Source organism: Staphylococcus sp. HMSC065D05, assembly GCF_001813195.1.
In the GTDB taxonomy this organism is placed as follows: domain Bacteria; phylum Bacillota; class Bacilli; order Staphylococcales; family Staphylococcaceae; genus Staphylococcus; species Staphylococcus epidermidis.
Map to the genome: position 1 here is coordinate 189,415 of NZ_KV811746.1, position 19,744 is coordinate 209,158.

Consider the following 19,744-nt stretch of genomic DNA (forward strand, 5'->3'; position numbering starts at 1 on the left):
AAGACTTTAAATAGTTGTGTTTAATTAAATGAGCGATATTGGGAAGAGTCATTACTTTAAATATTTTTCAAAGTTCATTAGACATACATCATAAAGAATTTACAACTAGGAGGCCAATTTAATGAATCTATTTAGAAAACAGAAATTTAGTATTAGAAAATTTAATATAGGTATTTTTTCAGCATTAATAGCTACAGTCTCATTTTTAGCTCATCCGGGGCAAGCAACAGCTTCAGAACTGGAACCTTCTCAAAATAATGACACTACAGCTCAATCTGATGGAGGGTTAGAAAACACATCTCAGTCTAATCCTATAAGTGAGGAAACAACAAATACATTATCTGAGCAAACAGTACCTTCATCTACTGAAAATAAGCAAACACAAAATGATCCTCATCATAATGCTCAACCAATTGCAATAAATGCTGAAGAAGCTGAATCTGCTCAAACAGCACCTTATACCAATATCTATGAAAATAATGATACGAGTGACAACGGGTTACATGTTAATCAGCCGGTTAAACATCATATTGAAGCCCAATCTGAAGATGTAACAAATCATACGAACTCAAATCATTCAAATTCATCGATTCCGGAAAATAAAGCTACAACAGAATCATCAAGTAAACCTAAAAAGAGAGGGAAAAGATCATTAGATACAAATAGCGGAAATGACGCTACAAGTACAACTCAAAATACGGATCCAAATTTAAGTAATACAGGTCCAAATAGCATTAACACTGTAATTACATTTGATGATTTAGGAATAAAGACAAGTACAAATCGCTCTCGACCTGAAGTAAAGGTAGTTGATAGTCTAAATGGCTTTACAATGGTTAATGGTGGTAAGGTTGGTTTATTAAATAGTGTGTTAGAACGTACAAGTGTGTTTGATAGTGCCGATCCGAAAAATTATCAAGCAGTAGATAATGTCGTAGCCTTAGGACGTATTAAAGGAAATGATCCGAATGATCATGATGGTTTCAACGGTATAGAAAAAGAATTTTCAGTAAATCCTAATTCTGAGATAATATTTTCATTTAATACAATGACTGCTAAAAACAGAAAAGGTGGAACTCAATTAGTTTTAAGAAATGCAGAAAATAATCAAGAAATTGCTTCAACTGATATTCAAGGAGGCGGCGTATATCGTTTATTCAAGTTACCTGATAACGTACATAGGCTAAAAGTTCAATTTCTACCTATGAACGAAATACACTCAGATTTTAAAAGAATTCAACAGCTACATGATGGGTATAGATACTATTCTTTTATAGATACAATTGGTGTTAATTCTGGTTCACATCTATATGTGAAATCAAGACAAGTTAACAAAAATGTAAAGAATGGAAAAGAATTTGAAGTTAATACTCGTATAGAGAATAATGGTAACTTCGCTGCTGCTATAGGTCAAAATGAACTTACTTATAAAGTCACACTACCAGACAATTTCGAATACGTTGATAATTCAACTGAAGTTTCATTTGTTAACGGGAATGTGCCAAATTCTACGGTAAATCCGTTTTCAGTTAATTTCGATAGACAAAATCATACTTTAACATTTTCTAGTAATGGTTTAAATTTAGGAAGAAGTGCTCAGGATGTTGCTAGATTCTTGCCCAATAAAATACTAAATATAAGATACAAGCTTAGACCTGTCAACATCTCAACGCCACGTGAAGTGACTTTCAATGAAGCAATTAAATATAAAACATTTTCTGAATATTACATTAACACTACTGACAATACTGTTACAGGCCAACAAACACCTTTTAGTATTAATGTCATCATGAATAAAGATGATTTATCAGAACAGGTCAATAAGGATATCATCCCATCGAACTATACACTTGCTTCTTATAATAAATATAATAAGTTGAAAGAACGTGCTCAGACTGTTCTGGATGAAGAAACAAACAATACACCTTTTAACCAAAGATACTCTCAAACTCAAATTGATGATTTATTACACGAATTACAAACAACACTAATAAGTCGTGTGAGTGCTTCGAGAGAAATTAATGATAAAGCTCAAGAAATGACTGATGGTGTATATGATAGTACAGAATTAACTACTGAAGAAAAAGATACATTAGTTGATCAAATTGAAAATCATAAAAATGAAATTTCTAATAACATTGATGATGAACTTACAGATGATGGTGTTGAAAGAGTTAAAGAGGCTGGATTACGCACTCTAGAAAGTGATACTCCACATCCAGTAACTAAACCAAATGCTCGACAAGTTGTGAATAACAAAGCGGAACAACAAAAGACGCTTATACGTAACAATCATGAGGCAACGACTGAGGAACAAAATGAAGCGATTAGTCAAGTTGAGGCACATTCATCTGATGCTATCGCCAAAATAGGTGAGGCAGAAACAGATACCACTGTGAATGAAGCAAGAGATAATGGTACGAGATTAATAGCTACAGATATTCCAAATCCAACTAAAAAAGCAGAAGCTAGAGAGGCAGTTACCAACAGTGCAAATTCAAAAATTAAGGATATCAACAATAATACACAAGCTACATTAGATGAAAGAAATGATGCTATCACACTTGTTAATAGATCAAAAGATGAAGCGATTCAAAATATTAACACTGCACAAGGTAATGATGATGTCACTGAAGCACAAAACAATGGAACGAATACGATACAACAAGTACCATTAACTCCAGTGAAAAGACAAAATGCAATAGCAACTATCAATGCTAAAGCGGATGAACAAAAACGTTTAATTCAAGCGAACAATAATGCAACTACTGAAGAAAAGGCAGATGCAGAGCGTAAAGTTAATGAAGCATTATTAACTGCAACTCAAAATATTAGCAATGCACCTACTAATAGAGATGTTGATCAAGCACAAACAACGGGAAGTGGTATCATATCCACAATAAGTCCTGCAACGAAGATTAAAGAGGATGCACGTGCAGCAGTTGAAGCTAAAGCTATTGCACAAAATCAACAAATTAATTCAAATAATATGGCAACAACTGAAGAAAAGCAGGATGCATTAAATCAAGTAGAAGCACATAAGCAAGCCGCAATAGCAAATATCAATCAAGCTCAGTCAACTCAACAAGTTTCTGAAGCTAAGAATAATGGCATAAATACTATGAATCAAGATCAACCTAATGCAGTTAAGAAAAATAATACCAAAACATTATTAGAACAAAAAGGAAACGAGAAAAAGTCAGCAATAGCTCAAACACCTGATGCTACGACTGAAGAGAAACAAGAAGCTGTCAGTGTTGTTTCGCAAGCTGTTACCAATGGCAATAATCATATCAACCAAGCAAATTCTAATGATGATGTAGATCAAGCACTTAGTAATGCAGAACAAATTATTACTCATACTGATGTTAATGTTCAAAAAAAACCTCAAGCTAGACAAGCACTGATTGCTAAAGTAAATGAAAAGCAGAGTGCGATTAATACTGATAATGAAGGCACTATAGAAGAAAAACAAAAAGCAATTCAAAGTTTGAATGATGCTAAAAATTCAGCTGATGAACAAATTACACAGGCTGCTTCTAATCAAAATGTTGATAACGCCTTAAATATAGGTATAAGTAATATCAGTAAAATTCAGAGTAATTTCACTAAAAAGCAACAAGCTAGAGATCAAGTAAATCAAAAGTTTCAAGAAAAAGAAGCTGAATTAAATTCAACTCCTCATGCAACTCAAGATGAAAAACAAGATGCGTTAACTAGATTAACACAAGTAAAAGAAAGTACACTCAATGACATAAATCAAGCACAAACAAATCAAAATGTTGATACAGCACTTACTAATGGAATTCAAAATATTCAAAATATACAAGTGGATGTTAGGAAAAAACAAGAAGCCAGAACTACGATTAATGATATTGTTCAACAACATAAACAAACTATACAAAATAATGATGATGCTACAATTGAAGAGAAGGAAGTCGCAAATAATTTAGTTAATGTATCACAGCAAAATGTAATTAGTAAGATTGATAATGCTACAACCAATAACCAAATTGATGGTATTGTGAGTGATGGTAGACAAACCATAAATGCAATCACACCTGATACATCGATTAAAAGAAATGCAAAAAATGATATTGATGGTAAAGCAGCTGATAGGAAAATAAAAATTCAAAGAATAAATGATGCTACAGCTGAGGAAATTCAAGAAGCGAATCGTAAAATTGAAGAAGCTAAAATTGAAGCAAAAGATAATATTCAACACAGTAGCACTAGAGACCAAGTAAATGAAGCGAAAACTAATGGAATAAATAAAATAGAAAATATAACTCCAGCAACTACTGTGAAATCTGAAGCTAGACAAGCAGTACAGAATAAAGCAAATGAACAGATTAATCATATTCAAAACACGCCTGATGCTACTAATGAAGAAAAACAAGAGGCAATAAACAGAGTAAGTGCTGAATTAGCAAGAGTTCAAGCACAAATAAATGCGGAACATACAACCCAAGGTGTCAAAAATATCAAAGACGATGCGATAACTTCTTTATCTCGAATTAATGCGCAAGTTGTTGAGAAAGAGTCGGCAAGAAATGCAATCGAACAAAAGTCAACACAACAAACGCAATTCATTAATGATAATGATAATGCTACAGATGAAGAAAAAGAGGTCGCCAACAATTTAGTTATAGCTAGAAAACAAAATGCGTTAGATAATATTAACTCTTTATCTTCAAATAGTGATATTGAAAATGCTAAAGTAACAGGAATAAATGAAATAGCTAAAGTTTTACCAGCAACCACTGTTAAGTCTAAAGCAAAAAAAGACATTGATCAAAAACTCGCGCAACAGATTAATCAAATTCAAACACATCAAACTGCTACAATTGAGGAAAAAGAAGCGGCTATTCAATTGGCAAATCAAAAAGCAAATGAAGCAAGAACAGCAATTCAAAATGAACATAATAACAATGGTGTCGCACAAGCTAAATCTAACGGCATTCATGAAATTGAAATAGTTACGCCAGATGCGCACAAAAAATCTGATGCTAAACAAAGTATCAATGATAAATATAATGAGCAAAGCAATACTATCAACACTACACCAGATGCAACAGATGAAGAAAAGCAAAAAGCATTAGATAAATTAAAAATAGCAAAAGATACAGGAGACAGGAAAGTTGATCAAGCGCAAACAAACCAACAAGTATCTGATGCAAAAACTGAGGCTATAGATACGATAACTAATATTCAAGCAAATGTTGCAAAAAAACCATCCGCGCGAGTGGAATTAGATTCAAAGTTTGAAGATTTAAAGCGTCAAATCAATGCAACGCCCGATGCTACAGAAGAAGAAAAACAAGATGCAATTCAAAGATTGAATGTTAAAAGAGAAGAAGTTAAGAATCTAATAAATCAAGACAGACGTGACAATGACGTTGAACAGCACAAAAATACTGGACTTCAAGAATTAGAAACGATTCATGCTAATCCAACTAGAAAATCTGACGCGCTTCAAGAGTTACAAACTAAATTTATTTCACAAACAGAGTTAATTAATAATAATAAAGATGCAACTAATGAAGAAAAAGATGAAGCTAAACGACTTCTGGAGATTAGTAAAAATAAAACTATAACAAATATCAATCAAGCGCAAACTAATAATCAAGTTGATAATGCTAAAGATAACGGCATGAATGAGATTGCTACCATAATACCAGCAACAACAATTAAAACAGATGCTAAAACGGCGATTGATAAAAAAGCTGAGCAACAAGTTACAATCATCAATGGTAATAATGATGCAACAGATGAAGAAAAAGCAGAGGCTAGAAAGCTGGTTGAAAAAGCGAAAACTGAAGTCAAATCTAATATTACAAATAGTGATACTGAAAGGGAAGTCAATAGTGCTAAAACTAATGGGTTAGAAAAAATAAACAATATTCATCCATCAACTCAAACTAAAACAAATGCTAAACAAGAAATAAATGACAAAGCTCAAGAACAATTGATCCAAATTAACAACACGCCTGATGCAACCGAAGAAGAAAAGCAAGATGCAACAAATAGAGTCAATGCCGGATTAGCACAAGCAATACAAAATATTAATAATGCACATAGTACTCAAGAAGTAAATGAATCTAAAACAAATAGTATTGCTACAATCAAGAGTGTACTACCCAATGTGATCAAAAAACCGACTGCTATAAATGATTTGACTCAAGAAGCTAATAACCAAAAGACTTTAATAGGTAATGATGGTAATGCTACTGATGATGAAAAAGAGGTTGCAAAACAATTAGTGACCCAAAAATTAAATGAAGAAATTCAAAAAATTCATGAAAGTACACAAGATAATCAAGTTGATAATGTAAAAGCACAAGCTATTACTGCAATTAAATTGATTAATGCAAATGCACATAAAAGACAAGATGCCATCAATATTTTGACTAATCTAGCTGAAAGTAAAAAATCAGATATAAGAGCCAATCAAGATGCAACTACTGAAGAAAAAAATACGGCAATACAATCTATAGATGATACGTTAGCACAAGCACGTAACAATATTAATGGTGCAAATACAAATGCGTTAGTGGATGAGAATTTAGAAGATGGTAAGCAAAAGTTACAACGTATTGAGTTGTCTACCCAAACTAAAACACAAGCTAAAGCAGATATTGCCCAAGCAATAGGTCAACAAAGATCGACAATAGATCAGAATCAAAATGCTACAACTGAAGAAAAACAAGAAGCACTTGAGAGACTTAATCAAGATACAAATGGAGTCAATGATAGAATACAAGCAGCTTTAGCAAATCAAAATGTTACAGACGAAAAAAATAATATATTAGAAACAATAAGAAATGTTGAACCTATTGTAGTTGTAAAACCTAAGGCTAATGAAAATATTAGAAAAAAAGCTGCGGAACAAACGACTTTAATAAATCAAAATCAAGATGCGACACTAGAAGAAAAACAAATAGCACTTGGCAAATTAGAAGAAGTAAAGAATGAAGCGTTAAATCAAGTATCACAGGCACACTCAAATAATGATGTGAAAATTGCGGAAAATAATGGAATTGCTAAAATTTCTGAGGTTCATCCTGAGACTAATATTAAACGTAATGCTAAACAAGAGATTGAACAAGTTGCGCAAAGTCAAATTGATACTATCAATACAAATAATAAATCAACTAATGAAGAAAAATCAGCCGCTATAGATAGAGTTAATGTAGCTAAAATTGATGCTATTAACAGTATTACTAATGCTACAACTACACAATTAGTTAATGATGCTAAAAATAGTGGTAACACGAGTATTACCCAAATATTACCAAGTACAGCAGTCAAAACTAATGCATTAGCAGCTCTAGCTACCGAAGCTAAAAATAAAAACGCTATAATAGATCAAACGCCAAATGCAACAGCAGAAGAAAAAGAAGAAGCAAATAATAAAGTTGATGGTCTTCAAGAAGAAGCAGATGCTAATATCCTGAAAGCGCAAACTACTGAGGAAGTAAATAATATTAAAAATCAAGCTGTTCAAAATATTAACGCTGTTCAAGTTGAAGTTATCAAGAAACAAAACGTTAAAAACCAATTGAATCAATTCATTGATAATCAAAAGAAAATTATTGAAAATACGCCTGATGCAACACTTGAAGAAAAAGCTGAAGCTAATAGATTGCTTCAAAATGTACTAACGTCCGCATCAGATGAAATTGCTAATGTAGATCATAACAACGAGGTTGATCAAGCTTTAGATAAAGCAAGACCTAAAATTGAGGCAATTGTACCACAAGTTAGTAAGAAACGAGATGCTTTAAATGCAATCCAAGAAGCATTTAATTCACAAACTCAAGAAATACAAGAGAACCAAGAAGCTACGAATGAAGAAAAAACTGAAGCATTAAATAAAATAAACCAATTACTTAATCAGGCTAAAGTAAATATTGATCAAGCACAGTCAAATAAAGATGTAGATAATGCGAAAACACGTAGTATTCAAGATATAGAGCAAATTCAACCACATCCACAAACAAAAGCAACCGGGCGTCACAGATTAAATGAAAAAGCTAACCAACAACAAAGTACTATTGCAACTCATCCTAATTCAACAATTGAAGAAAGACAGGAAGCAATTACAAAACTACAAGAAGTCCTTAAAAAAGCTATAGCTAAAATAGATAAAGGTCAAACTAATGATGATGTAGAAAAGACTGTAGTAAACGGAATAGCTGAAATTGAAAATATATTACCTGCTACTACAGTTAAAGATAAAGCTAAAGCTGATGTAAATGCTGAAAAAGAGCAGAAAAACATACAAATTAATAGTAATGATGAAGCAACGACTGAAGAAAAATTAGTTGCTAGTGACAATTTAAATCACGTTGTCGAGACAACAAATCAAGCTATTGAAGATGCGCCAGATACCAACCAAGTGAATGTAGAAAAGAACAAAGGTATAGGTACAATTAGAGATATTCAACCACTTGTAGTTAAAAAACCTACTGCCAAATCTAAAATTGAAAGCGCAGTAGAAAAAAAGAAAACTGAAATTAATCAAACCCAAAATGCAACTGATGATGAAGTAAGAGAGGGTTTAAATCAGTTAAATCAAATTCATGAAAAAGCCAAAAATGATGTAAATCAATCTCAAACTAATCAGCAAGTTGAAAATGCTGAGCAAAATAGTTTAGATCAAATCAATAACTTCAGACCAGATTTCAGTAAAAAACGTAATGCAGTAGCTGAAATTGTTAAAGCGCAACAAAATAAAATTGATGAAATAGAGCAAGAATTTAGTGCTACACAAGAAGAAAAAGATAATGCGTTACAACATTTAGATGAACAGGTTAAAGAAATCATTAATTCTATAAATCGAGCTAATACAGATAATGAAGTAGATAATGCTAAAACTTCTGGCTTGAATAATATAAATGAATACAGACCAGAATATAATAAAAAGAAAAATGCTATATTGAAATTATATGATGTTTCAGATACTCAAGAAGCTATAATTAATGGTTATCCTGATGCAACTGAAGATGAACTTCAAGAAGCTAATAGTAAGTTAAATAAAATACTTTTAGAGGCAAAAAAACAAATTGGACTTGCACACACAAATAATGAAGTTGATGATATTTATAATGAAGTTTCCCAAAAAATGAAAACTATTTTACCTCGTGTAGATACAAAAGCGGTAGCACGTTCTGTACTTAATGCACTTGCTAAACAATTGATTAAAACTTTTGAAAATACTCCAGATGTTACTCATGAGGAACGTAATGATGCGATTAATCATGTAAAAGAACAATTATCATTAGTATTCAATGCTATTGAAAAAGACCAAAAAGATATACAAGTTGCGCAAGATGAATTATTTGGATTAAATGAATTAAATAGTATATTTATCAACATAACTCAAAAGCCTACTGCCAGAAAAGCAATTAGTGATAAGGCGAGTCAATTAAACAACTCTATCAATAATACGCCATATGCTACAGAAGAAGAACGACAAATTGCACTGAATAAAGTTAAGGCGATTGTTGATGATGCAAATGAAAAAATACGAGAAGCTAACACTGATAGCGAAGTACTTGGAACAAAATCAAACGCAATAACATTATTACAAGCGATCAGTGCGGATGTACAAGTTAAACCGCAAGCATTTGAAGAAATCAACGCACAAGCTGAAATTCAAAGAGAACGTATCAATGGAAATAGTGATGCGACAAGAGAAGAAAAAGAAGAAGCTTTAAAACAAGTTGATACATTAGTAAATCAATCATTTATTACAATTAATAATGTTAATAAAAATCAAGAAGTTTACGATACTAAAAACAAAACGATTGAAGCTATTCATAAAATCAAACCAATAACAATCATCAAACCACAAGCATTAAATGAAATCACTAATCAATTAGACGCTCAACGTGATTTAATAAAGAATAATAATGAGTCTACACTTGAAGAAAAAGCATCGGCTATCGATAAATTAATTAAAACTGCGGCAAGAATTGCTGAAGCAATAGATAAAGCTCAAACAAATGAAGAAGTTAAAGATATTAAAAAACAAAGTATTGATGAAATTTCTAAAATACTACCTGTTATTGAAATTAAATCAGCTGCAAGAAATGAAATTAATCAAAAAGCAGAAGTTATTCGCGGATTAATTAATGATAATGAAGAAGCGACTAAAGAAGAAAAAGATGTAGCATTAAATCAATTAGACACAACTCTAACACAAGCAAATCTTTCAATTGACCAAGCATTAACTAATGAAGCTGTTAATAGAGCTAAAGAAATAGCAACTTCTGAAATTAATAAAATTTCTGTCATTACCATTAAAAAGCCTGAAGCTATAGCAGAAATTCAAGAACTAGCAGATAAAAAATTAAATAAATTTAAACAAAATCAAGAAGCTACTATTGAAGAAAAGCAATCAGCTATCAATGAATTAGAACAAGCTTTAAAATCAGCTATTAATCATATTCATCAATCTCAAAATAATGAATCAGTGGGCGCTGCATTAAAAGAAAGTATATCTTTAATAGACTCGATTGAAATTCAAGCACATAAAAAATTAGAAGCTAAAGCATATATTGATGGGTATAGTGACGATAAAATTAATGACATATCTTCTAGAGCTACTAACGAAGAAAAACAAATATTTGTAAGTAAACTTAAAGCATTAATCAATCGTGCACATAAACAGATTGACGAAGCTGAAACATTTGTTTCAGTTGATACAATTGTCCGAAACTTTAAAGTTGAAGTGGATAAATTAAACTCAATTGTACGTAAAAAAGCTAAAGCGTTGAAGGAAATTGAATTAGAAGCAGACCATGTAAAGCAAATGATAAATGCAAATTTAAGTGCTAGTACTAGAGTGAAACAAAATGCTCGTACATTGATAAATGAAATTGTTAGTAACGCTTTAAGTCAACTTAATAAAGTAACCACAAATAAAGAAGTTGATGAATTAGTTAACGAGACGATTGAAAAACTTAAGTCAATACAATTAAGAGAAGATAAAATATTGAGTAGTCAACGCTCAACAACATCTATGACAGAAAAATCTAATCAATGTTATAGTTCCGAGAATAATACAATTAAATCTCTACCAGAGACAGGAAATGTTGATAAATCAGTGCCATTAGCTGGAGTTACTTTAATATCTGGTTTAGCAATCATGTCCTCACGCAAAAAGAAAAAAGATAAAAAAGTGAATGACTAATATTATAAATTTATAAACCACAGAACCGGAGATATCAATTAATAAACTCCCTTCAAAGTAGACATTAATATAATGAAAACTTTGAAGGGAGTATTTTTAGCTATTCAACATAAAATCGTTGCTAATCTATTATTAAACGTTTTTTAAGGATAGCAAAATGTAAATTCTTTTCAATACTATTAAGGTAGTTATTAATATTAACCACCTATATGTGAAATATAATATGGAGTTTAACACCTTTATCATATTTTAATAACAATCGCTATTCAAAGAACAACAAATTAAAAATATAGCATATCATTTTGCTTATATTTGTGGTAGTTATCTTGTGAAAATATTAAGAAATACATTTTATGAATTAGTGTATTTACAATCTAGACGTGTCTAATATAAAAAAATTGCTATAAAGTATTTGATTATTATCAAGTACTTTATAGCTTATGCTAATTTGTATTATATTAATAAAATTATTTGTTTTTATCTATTTTAAATTCACCGGCAAACAATCCAGCAACATGACCCGTAACTAATGCACTTGTTATATTATAACCTCCAGTGTATCCATGAATATCTAAGACTTCGCCACATAAAAATAATCCTGGCACTAATTTGGACATCATAGTTTTAGGTTCTATTTCTTTCAAAGAAATACCGCCACCTGTCACAAAAGCTTTGTCTAATGGAAGTGTACCATCTACTGTAAAGGTAAAAGTCTTTAGAAGATTAACAAAAGTTTGAAACTGTTGGTTTGATAAATGATGTGCAGTCATTTCATCATGAATACCAGATTGTTCGAGAATAAATAATAAATATCGCTCTTCTATTATTCCACGCAAACTATTTTTAATATATTTATCTGGTTCTGCTTTAAGTATTTTTCTCACTTTTTGAAATAGTTGATCTACGTTTAGTTCAGGGAAAACATCTAATTGCATTTGGATATTTTTCTTTTTTTGATTTTTCTGCTCTTTATAAACAAACTGACTGCATCTAAGAGCAGCAGGACCACTAATTCCAAAATGTGTGAATATCATATCCATTTGATGACTTACTCTTTTTTTACCATTTTTCTTTAAAACCGATAAATTAACATCTTTTAAACTTAACCCTTTTAAGCGATTTGATTTGATAAAAGTTTCTGAAGAAGTGATAGGTACTTCAGTAGGGAATAATTCTGTTATAGAATGACCTAGAGATTTTGCAAATTTGTAACCATCTCCAGTAGAACCGGTTTGAGGCACTGATGTACCTCCTGTAGCAATAATTAAACTGTGACTTTCAAATTCACCTATTTGTGTTTTAACTTTAAAATTATGGTCATACGAAACACTGACAACTGGTGTTTCTTCCTTAATCTCAACATGATTCTCTTTGAGCTGGTTAATAAGCACATCAACAACATCTTGAGATTTATTTGAAACTGGGAACATTCTACCATGATCTTCTTCTTTAAGTTTGACTCCACGGGTTTCAAAAAAATTTATAATAGAAAGATTATCAAAAACTGAGAAAGGGCTATATAGGAATTTACCATTACCCGGAATATTTTTTATGATTTCATCATACGGAAGTCTATTAGTTACGTTGCAACGACCACCACCTGAGATTTTTAGTTTTCGTCCAAGACCTTTTTTCTTTTCGATTAATAAAACTGATTCATTTTTTTCACTTGCAGCAACTGCAGCCATAGCCCCACTAGGGCCGCCTCCGATAACAATTGTTTGATACATAATGATAACCTCCACACTTTTTTATCTTAATTATTGTAAATGGAATAGGATGACAGAGCTTAAGATAATAATTATAATATAAAACTTGGCAAATAATATTAAAATTGAAGTTGAGAGTCTTTTAAAGTCATATCGATTTTAATTAAAGTTATCTTTATAGGACAAACAACTATTATTTTGTGATATATTTTAAAGTAATGCAAGATAATGTGTTTAACAGTAAAAATAGAACTGACAAGCATTAATAATTATTAAGATAGGAAGATAGGTTATGAGTGAAAGTAAAGAAATGGTTCGTGGAACCTTTTTAATTACAATAAGTATTTTAATTACAAAAGTATTAGGTGTCTTATTTATTATTCCGTTTACTGCTTTAATAGGTGGACAAGCCAACATGGCACCTTTTACTTATGCTTATGCACCATACAATATAGCTATAGCTATAGCAACAGCAGGTGTTCCGCTTGCCGCGTCAAAATATGTTGCTAAATATAATGCACTGGGTGCATATAAGGTCAGTCAGAAGTTTTATAAATCAAGTTTTGTAGTCATGAGTATTACTGGTATTGTAGGTTTCCTAGTTTTATATTTATTAGCACCATACATAGCCGAACTAACTTTATCACGTAATACTCATGGTAAGAATGGGTGGACAGTTGCTGATATCACTTGGATTATTAGAATAATAAGTATGGTAGTTATATTTATTCCAGTTCTCGCAACTTGGAGAGGTATATTTCAAGGATACAAATCGATGGGACCTACTGCAGTATCAGAAGTTACAGAACAAATTGCAAGAATTGTATTTATTTTAGTAGGTAGTTATTTAACGCTCAATGTATTTGGAGGTACAGTTCTTCAGGCGAACGGTATTGCAACGTTTGCAGCGGCAATAGGTGCAATCGCAGGAATACTTACATTATGGTATTACTGGATTAAAAGAAGAAATAATATTAAAAATATGGTCGACTCAGATACAGCAAATTTAAATGTTTCATACGGGAAAATGTACAAAGAAATTATTGCTTATAGCATTCCATTTGTCATAGTAAGTTTGAATTTTCCACTATTTAATTTGGTTGATCAGTTTACTCATAATGGTGCGCTTAACCTTGTAGGTGTCAAACCTGGTTTGCAAGATATATTCTTTAACATGTTAAACATGTCTACAAACAAAATTGTAATGATTCCAACATCATTAAGTGCTGGATTTGCTGTCAGTTTAATACCATTTATAACTAAAACCTATGAAGAAGGTAGATATGCAGAGATGCATCGACAAATTAGAACTTCGATTGGAGTTTTAATGTTTATTACTGTTCCAGCTAGTATTGGGATCATGGCATTAGCGCAACCTTTATTCACAGTATTTTATGGTTTTGATCCAGTTGTTCACGGTCACGATCCAAATTTCGATGGAAGTAGATTATTATTTTACTATGCTCCTGTTGCAATTTTAATTTCATTATTAAGTGTTACAGCATCAATGTTACAGGGTATCGATAAACAAAAATTAACGGTTTTTGTTATTTTAGGATCTGTTTTAATTAAATTAATTCTGAATTATCCTTTAATTATGTTATTACACACACCTGGCGCTGTATTAAGTACAGCAATAGCTTTATTATTTGCAATTTGTTGCAATTTCTATATTCTTAAAAAATACGCAAACTTTAAATTTAGTTACAGTTGGATACATCTAGCTAAGATTATTCTAATTTCAATCATCATGATGATTGGGGTTGAGGTGATTTTCTTCATTTTAAGATTATTCTTGGAACCAACTAGATTTAATTACTTGATTATTGTTGCAATTGGTGTCATTGTAGGAGCAATCATTTATGGTGGTATTACAATCAAGACTAGATTAGCTGATGAATTTTTAGGTGATATTCCCACTAAAATAAGACGTAAAGTGAAGATATTGCGATGAGATTAGATAAATTTCTAGCTAATATGGGCGTTGGAACGCGATCAGAAGTTAAACAGTTACTCAAAAAAGGAGCTGTTAAGGTCAACCAAAATAAAGTTAAGTCACCTAAACTTCATGTTAATCCTAATTCTGATGAGATAATGGTAAATGATGAAGTAGTAAGTTATATTGACAAAGTGTATATCATGTTAAACAAACCAAAAGGTTATATTTCAGCTACAGAGGATGAGTTGCATCCTACTATTATTGATTTGATACCTGAATACGCACATTTAAATATTTTTCCGGTCGGACGTTTGGACAAAGATACAGAAGGATTACTCCTAGTTACAAATGATGGGCAGTTTAATCATGAAGTAATGAATCCCAATAAGCATGTTTCAAAGACTTATGAAGTCTATTCAAAACACCCAATAACTCAATTTGATATTGATGAATTTAAATCCGGAATAGAATTATCAGATGGAAAATTAAAGCCTGCAATTTTAAAGAAAGTTGATGATTATGTATCACATGTCACCATTTACGAAGGAAGATATCATCAAGTTAAAAGAATGTTTCATAGTATCGAAAATGAGGTATTAGAATTGAAACGCATAAAGATTGCTGAACTAGAACTAGACCATAATTTAGATTTAGGTAGTTATCGTTTGTTAACACAATTGGATTTTGATAACCTTAAAAACTAACAAAGGAGAGATGTAAAATGGGAAAAAGTACTAATTTATTTAAAGTTGCATTAGGCATTGGTGGTGCTATTACTGCTGTAGCATTATCACGTAAAGAAAGTCGAGATAAACTTAAACAAGAATATAATAAATATAAAGAAGATCCTGAATCATATAAATCTAGCGCTAAAGATTTAGCAACTCAAATAGGTAATAAAGCTAATGAAACAATTCAAGAAGTTAAGAAGAACCCTAAAGACTATGTTGAACGTATCAAAAGTAATCCTAAAGAATTTTTAGAAGAAGAAAAGTCTAAAATTATTGGCAAAAATGATCAGACTCAAGATGATATCGAAGAAGGAAAATTCGATGCTGAAGGTGGCGCAACTGCCAATAATAATTTAAGAGTTGTTACTGAAGATGACTTAAAAAATAATAAAAATGCATTACAAGATAAAAAAGAATAGTTATACATTTTAACTTTAGTGGAACAGAATTTGAATTCGTTGTTCCATAGCGATAACAAAGATTAGTTTTAAACATAAGCGTTATAAGTTTATTTTCAATCCGTTTAACGATTGTTAAGAATAAGAGAAGTCTAGGACATTAACTTGTACCTAGGCTTTTTTATATTTTTTAAACTATAAGTTAATCTTTTAGTCGCAACTTATTAATAAAAATTAAGTTATTTTTCTGACATCTTACTGTAGTTTCTTTTAAACATCATGTAAAATGGAACATAACTTAGAAAAAAGGAAGTTGATCTCGAATGTGGAAAGAAAAGGTTCTAGAGTACGAAAATCAAATGATTGAAGATCTTAAAGGCTTACTATCTATAGAAAGCATCAGAGATGATTCTAAAGCCACAGCTGATGCACCTGTGGGACCAGGACCGAGAGAAGCTCTTGATTACATGTACAAGCTAGGTAAAAGAGATGGTTTTTCAGCCCATGATGTTGATCATATAGCTGGTAGAATTGAAGCTGGTAAAGGAGAAGAGGTATTAGGTATTTTATGTCATGTCGATGTAGTACCGGCAGGCGATGGATGGGATTCAAATCCATTCCAACCAGTAGTGACAGACAATGCAATTATAGCCAGAGGGACACTGGATGATAAAGGACCAACCATTGCTGCCTATTATGCAGTTAAAATTTTAAATGAGATGAAGGTAGATTGGAAAAAACGTATACACATTATTATCGGAACTGATGAGGAATCAGATTGGAAATGTACAGACAGATATTTCAAAACAGAAGAAATGCCTGCCTTAGGTTTTGCACCAGATGCAGAATTCCCAGCTATACATGGTGAAAAGGGTATAACAACCTTTGATTTAGTACAAAATGAAGTGACGGAAGATACAGATGAACCTGACTATGAGTTATTAAAATTTGAATCTGGTCAAAGATACAATATGGTTCCTGATTACGCTAAAGCAGAAGTGCTCGTCAAAGAAAATATGACAGATGTCATTCAAAACTTTGAAAACTTTTTACAACAAAATCAACTGCAGGGTGAAAGTACAGTTGACAGTGGTATTTTAATATTAACAGTTGAAGGTAAAGCAGTTCATGGCATGGATCCATCTTTAGGTGTTAATGCAGGATTGTTTTTACTTAAATTTTTAGCAAGTCTTAATCTAAATAAAAGCGCAAAAGATTTCGTAGAATTCAATGAGCGATACTTATTTGAATCTCACTTTGGTGAAAAAATGGGTATGAAGTTCCATACAGATATTATGGGAGATGTCACTACTAATATCGGGGTTATCAGTTATGATAAAGAAAAAGCAGGCCGTTATGGTGTTAATCTAAGATATCCCGAAGGATTTAAATTTGAAGACGCAATTGAAAGATTTAGAAGCGAAATTAATGAACTAGGTTTTAGCTTAGAACTTGGTAAAGTTCAAAAACCGCATTATGTTGATAAAAATGACCCATTTGTAAAAACACTTGTAAACGCATATAGAAATCAAACAGGTGATATGACTGAACCATATACGATTGGTGGAGGAACATATGCGAGAAATTTAGATAAGGGTGTCGCATTTGGTGCGATGTTTGCAGATTCAGAAGATTTAATGCATCAAAAAAATGAGTATATAACTAAAAAGCAATTGATCAATGCAACAAGTATTTATTTAGAAGCTATTTACGCTTTATGTGTGGAGGATTAATTTATGACAAAAGTTTTTATAAATGGTGAATTTGTTAATGAAGAGGATGCTAAGGTTTCATACGAAGATCGAGGATACGTGTTTGGTGACGGAATCTATGAATATATCCGTGCATATGATGGGAAATTGTTTACCGTTAAAGAACATTTTGAAAGATTTTTAAGAAGTGCTGAAGAAATAGGTCTAGATTTAAATTTTACTATCGAGGAATTAATTGAATTAGTACGTCGATTATTAAAAGAAAATAACGTTGTGAATGGCGGTATTTATATACAAGCTACCCGTGGTGCTGCTCCTCGAAATCATTCATTTCCAACACCACCTGTAAAACCTGTTATTATGGCGTTTACGAAAAGTTATGATAGACCTTATGAAGAATTAGAACAAGGTGTTTATGCCATTACAACTGAAGATATTAGATGGTTACGTTGTGATATTAAAAGTTTAAATTTATTAGGTAATGTATTAGCTAAAGAATATGCTGTTAAATATAATGCTGCAGAGGCTATACAACACCGAAGTGATATTGTCACTGAGGGTGCATCTAGTAATGTTTACGCAATTAAAGATGGAGTAATATACACGCATCCTGTCAATAATTTTATATTGAACGGAATTACTCGCCGTGTCATAAAGTGGATAGCAGAGGATGAACAAATACCATTCAAAGAAGAAACATTTACAGTAGAATTTCTTAAAAATGCTGATGAAGTTATCATTTCTAGTACTTCTGCAGAAGTTATGCCAATTACAAAAATTGATGGTGAAAATGTTAAAGATGGACAAGTTGGTACTATAACACGCCAATTACAACAAGGATTTGAAAAGTATATTCAATCACATAGTATTTAGAATTTTTAAATTTATAGTTTGAGGATGAAAATTTAAAATAATTGTCTTATTTCACCGAAAATCTGATCTGATAATGTGTTATAATTTATAATAAAGCGATTTAGAAATCAAAGAGACATTAGACTAGTAAAATGTATCTTTTTGTTTCTGATTTTTAGTTGAAATGTAACCCTAAAAATTATAAAATCTTTTATGAGTGATAAATTATGAACGGACTTAAATAAGTCGAATTAAGATGGGACTAAATATTGACTTAAATAGCTCACATAAACTGTTAACAAATTAAATGTAAAGCGTAAAAAACAAACGCTTTGTAAAAATTAGAATATATGGCTCAGAAAAACTATTTCTTGAGCCATTTTCTAGTTGAAAGTGAGGTGAACGTGTTGGAGCAGTTTTATCAGTTAGGGTGGACACTTGATTCAGCAGGAGGTGCTTCTGGTGAAGCATATATGGCTGAACAAGATGGACAAAAATTATTTTTAAAACGCAATTCAAATCCTTTTATTGCTGCGCTATCTGCAGAAGGTATTGTACCTAAACTTGTTTGGACGAAACGTATTGAAACAGGTGAAGTAGTAACAGCTCAGCATTGGAAAAATGGTAGAGAATTAAATGAAGATGAAATGAATCAAACCAGAGTTGCTGAACTACTACATAAAATTCATGGTTCAAGACCTTTATTAACAATGTTAAAGCGTATGGAGATGGAACCTATTACGCCTGAAATTATGTTGAATAAAATTAACGCATCACTTTCAAGAGAAGTTTTAACGCATCATGTTGTGAGAAGAGCTTTAACCTATCTTGAAGATCATATACCGAATTTAGACGCACGTTTCTTTACTGTTGTACATGGAGATGTTAATCATAACAACTGGTTATTATCAGATCGTGATGAACTTTACCTTGTGGATTGGGAAGGTGCAATGATTGCAGACCCAGCGATTGACATTGGTATGCTGCTTTACAATTACGTTCCTCAAAACAAATGGTCTCAGTGGTTTAAAACTTATGGCGTTGAAGAAAGTGTCAATTTGAATAAACGTATGAAATGGTACACAGTTATTCAAGCAATTGGTCTCATTCAGTGGTATGAAGAACAAAAACGCTATAAAGATATGAATACATGGCTGAAATTTTTAAATGAAGTAATGAATAGTAACTTATTTATATAAGGAG

Annotated in this window: 8 protein-coding genes; 7 read left to right on the forward strand and 1 reads right to left on the reverse strand. The window is 31.5% G+C overall.

What is annotated here, in order from left to right; genetic code table 11:
- Positions 1–121: 121 nt before the first annotated feature.
- Positions 122–11,200 (forward strand): SasC/FmtB family protein, encoded by an 11,079-nt coding sequence (locus tag HMPREF2897_RS06005; protein WP_070592809.1) that lies wholly within the window; start codon positions 122–124, stop codon positions 11,198–11,200.
- 467 nt (positions 11,201–11,667) lie between these two features.
- On the opposite strand, the gene HMPREF2897_RS06010 is transcribed toward HMPREF2897_RS06005, so the two are convergent.
- Positions 11,668–12,930: a BaiN/RdsA family NAD(P)/FAD-dependent oxidoreductase gene (locus HMPREF2897_RS06010; RefSeq protein ID WP_070592810.1), complete on the reverse strand. Its 1,263-nt coding sequence runs from the start codon at positions 12,928–12,930 to the stop codon at positions 11,668–11,670.
- A gap of 271 nt (positions 12,931–13,201) precedes the next feature.
- Between HMPREF2897_RS06010 and HMPREF2897_RS06015 the strand changes: the two genes are divergently transcribed.
- The 6 genes from HMPREF2897_RS06015 (at position 13,202) to HMPREF2897_RS06040 (ending at position 19,740) form a co-directional block, all read left to right on the forward strand.
- Entirely contained in the window at positions 13,202–14,863 is a 1,662-nt protein-coding gene (locus HMPREF2897_RS06015; protein ID WP_002457848.1) for a putative polysaccharide biosynthesis protein, read from the forward strand.
- Positions 14,860–15,552: a pseudouridine synthase gene (locus tag HMPREF2897_RS06020; RefSeq protein WP_070592811.1), complete on the forward strand. Its 693-nt coding sequence runs from the start codon at positions 14,860–14,862 to the stop codon at positions 15,550–15,552. Before HMPREF2897_RS06015 ends, HMPREF2897_RS06020 begins: the two co-directional genes overlap by 4 nt.
- A gap of 17 nt (positions 15,553–15,569) precedes the next feature.
- Positions 15,570–15,998 carry a YtxH domain-containing protein gene (locus HMPREF2897_RS06025; protein ID WP_002457847.1) on the forward strand — a complete coding sequence of 143 codons (429 nt, stop codon included), beginning with the start codon at positions 15,570–15,572 and terminating at the stop codon, positions 15,996–15,998.
- A 302-nt stretch (positions 15,999–16,300) separates the two neighbouring features.
- Positions 16,301–17,710: a dipeptidase PepV gene (pepV, locus tag HMPREF2897_RS06030; protein ID WP_002486735.1), complete on the forward strand. Its 1,410-nt coding sequence runs from the start codon at positions 16,301–16,303 to the stop codon at positions 17,708–17,710.
- A 3-nt stretch (positions 17,711–17,713) separates the two neighbouring features.
- The gene (gene dat, locus HMPREF2897_RS06035) at positions 17,714–18,562 is read left to right on the forward strand and encodes a D-amino-acid transaminase (protein WP_002474955.1); all 849 of its coding nucleotides are present in this window, start codon (positions 17,714–17,716) and stop codon (positions 18,560–18,562) included.
- Between the two features lie 386 nt (positions 18,563–18,948).
- The gene (locus tag HMPREF2897_RS06040; protein WP_002457844.1) at positions 18,949–19,740 is read left to right on the forward strand and encodes a phosphotransferase family protein; all 792 of its coding nucleotides are present in this window, start codon (positions 18,949–18,951) and stop codon (positions 19,738–19,740) included.
- The last annotated feature ends 4 nt before the right edge of the window (positions 19,741–19,744 follow it).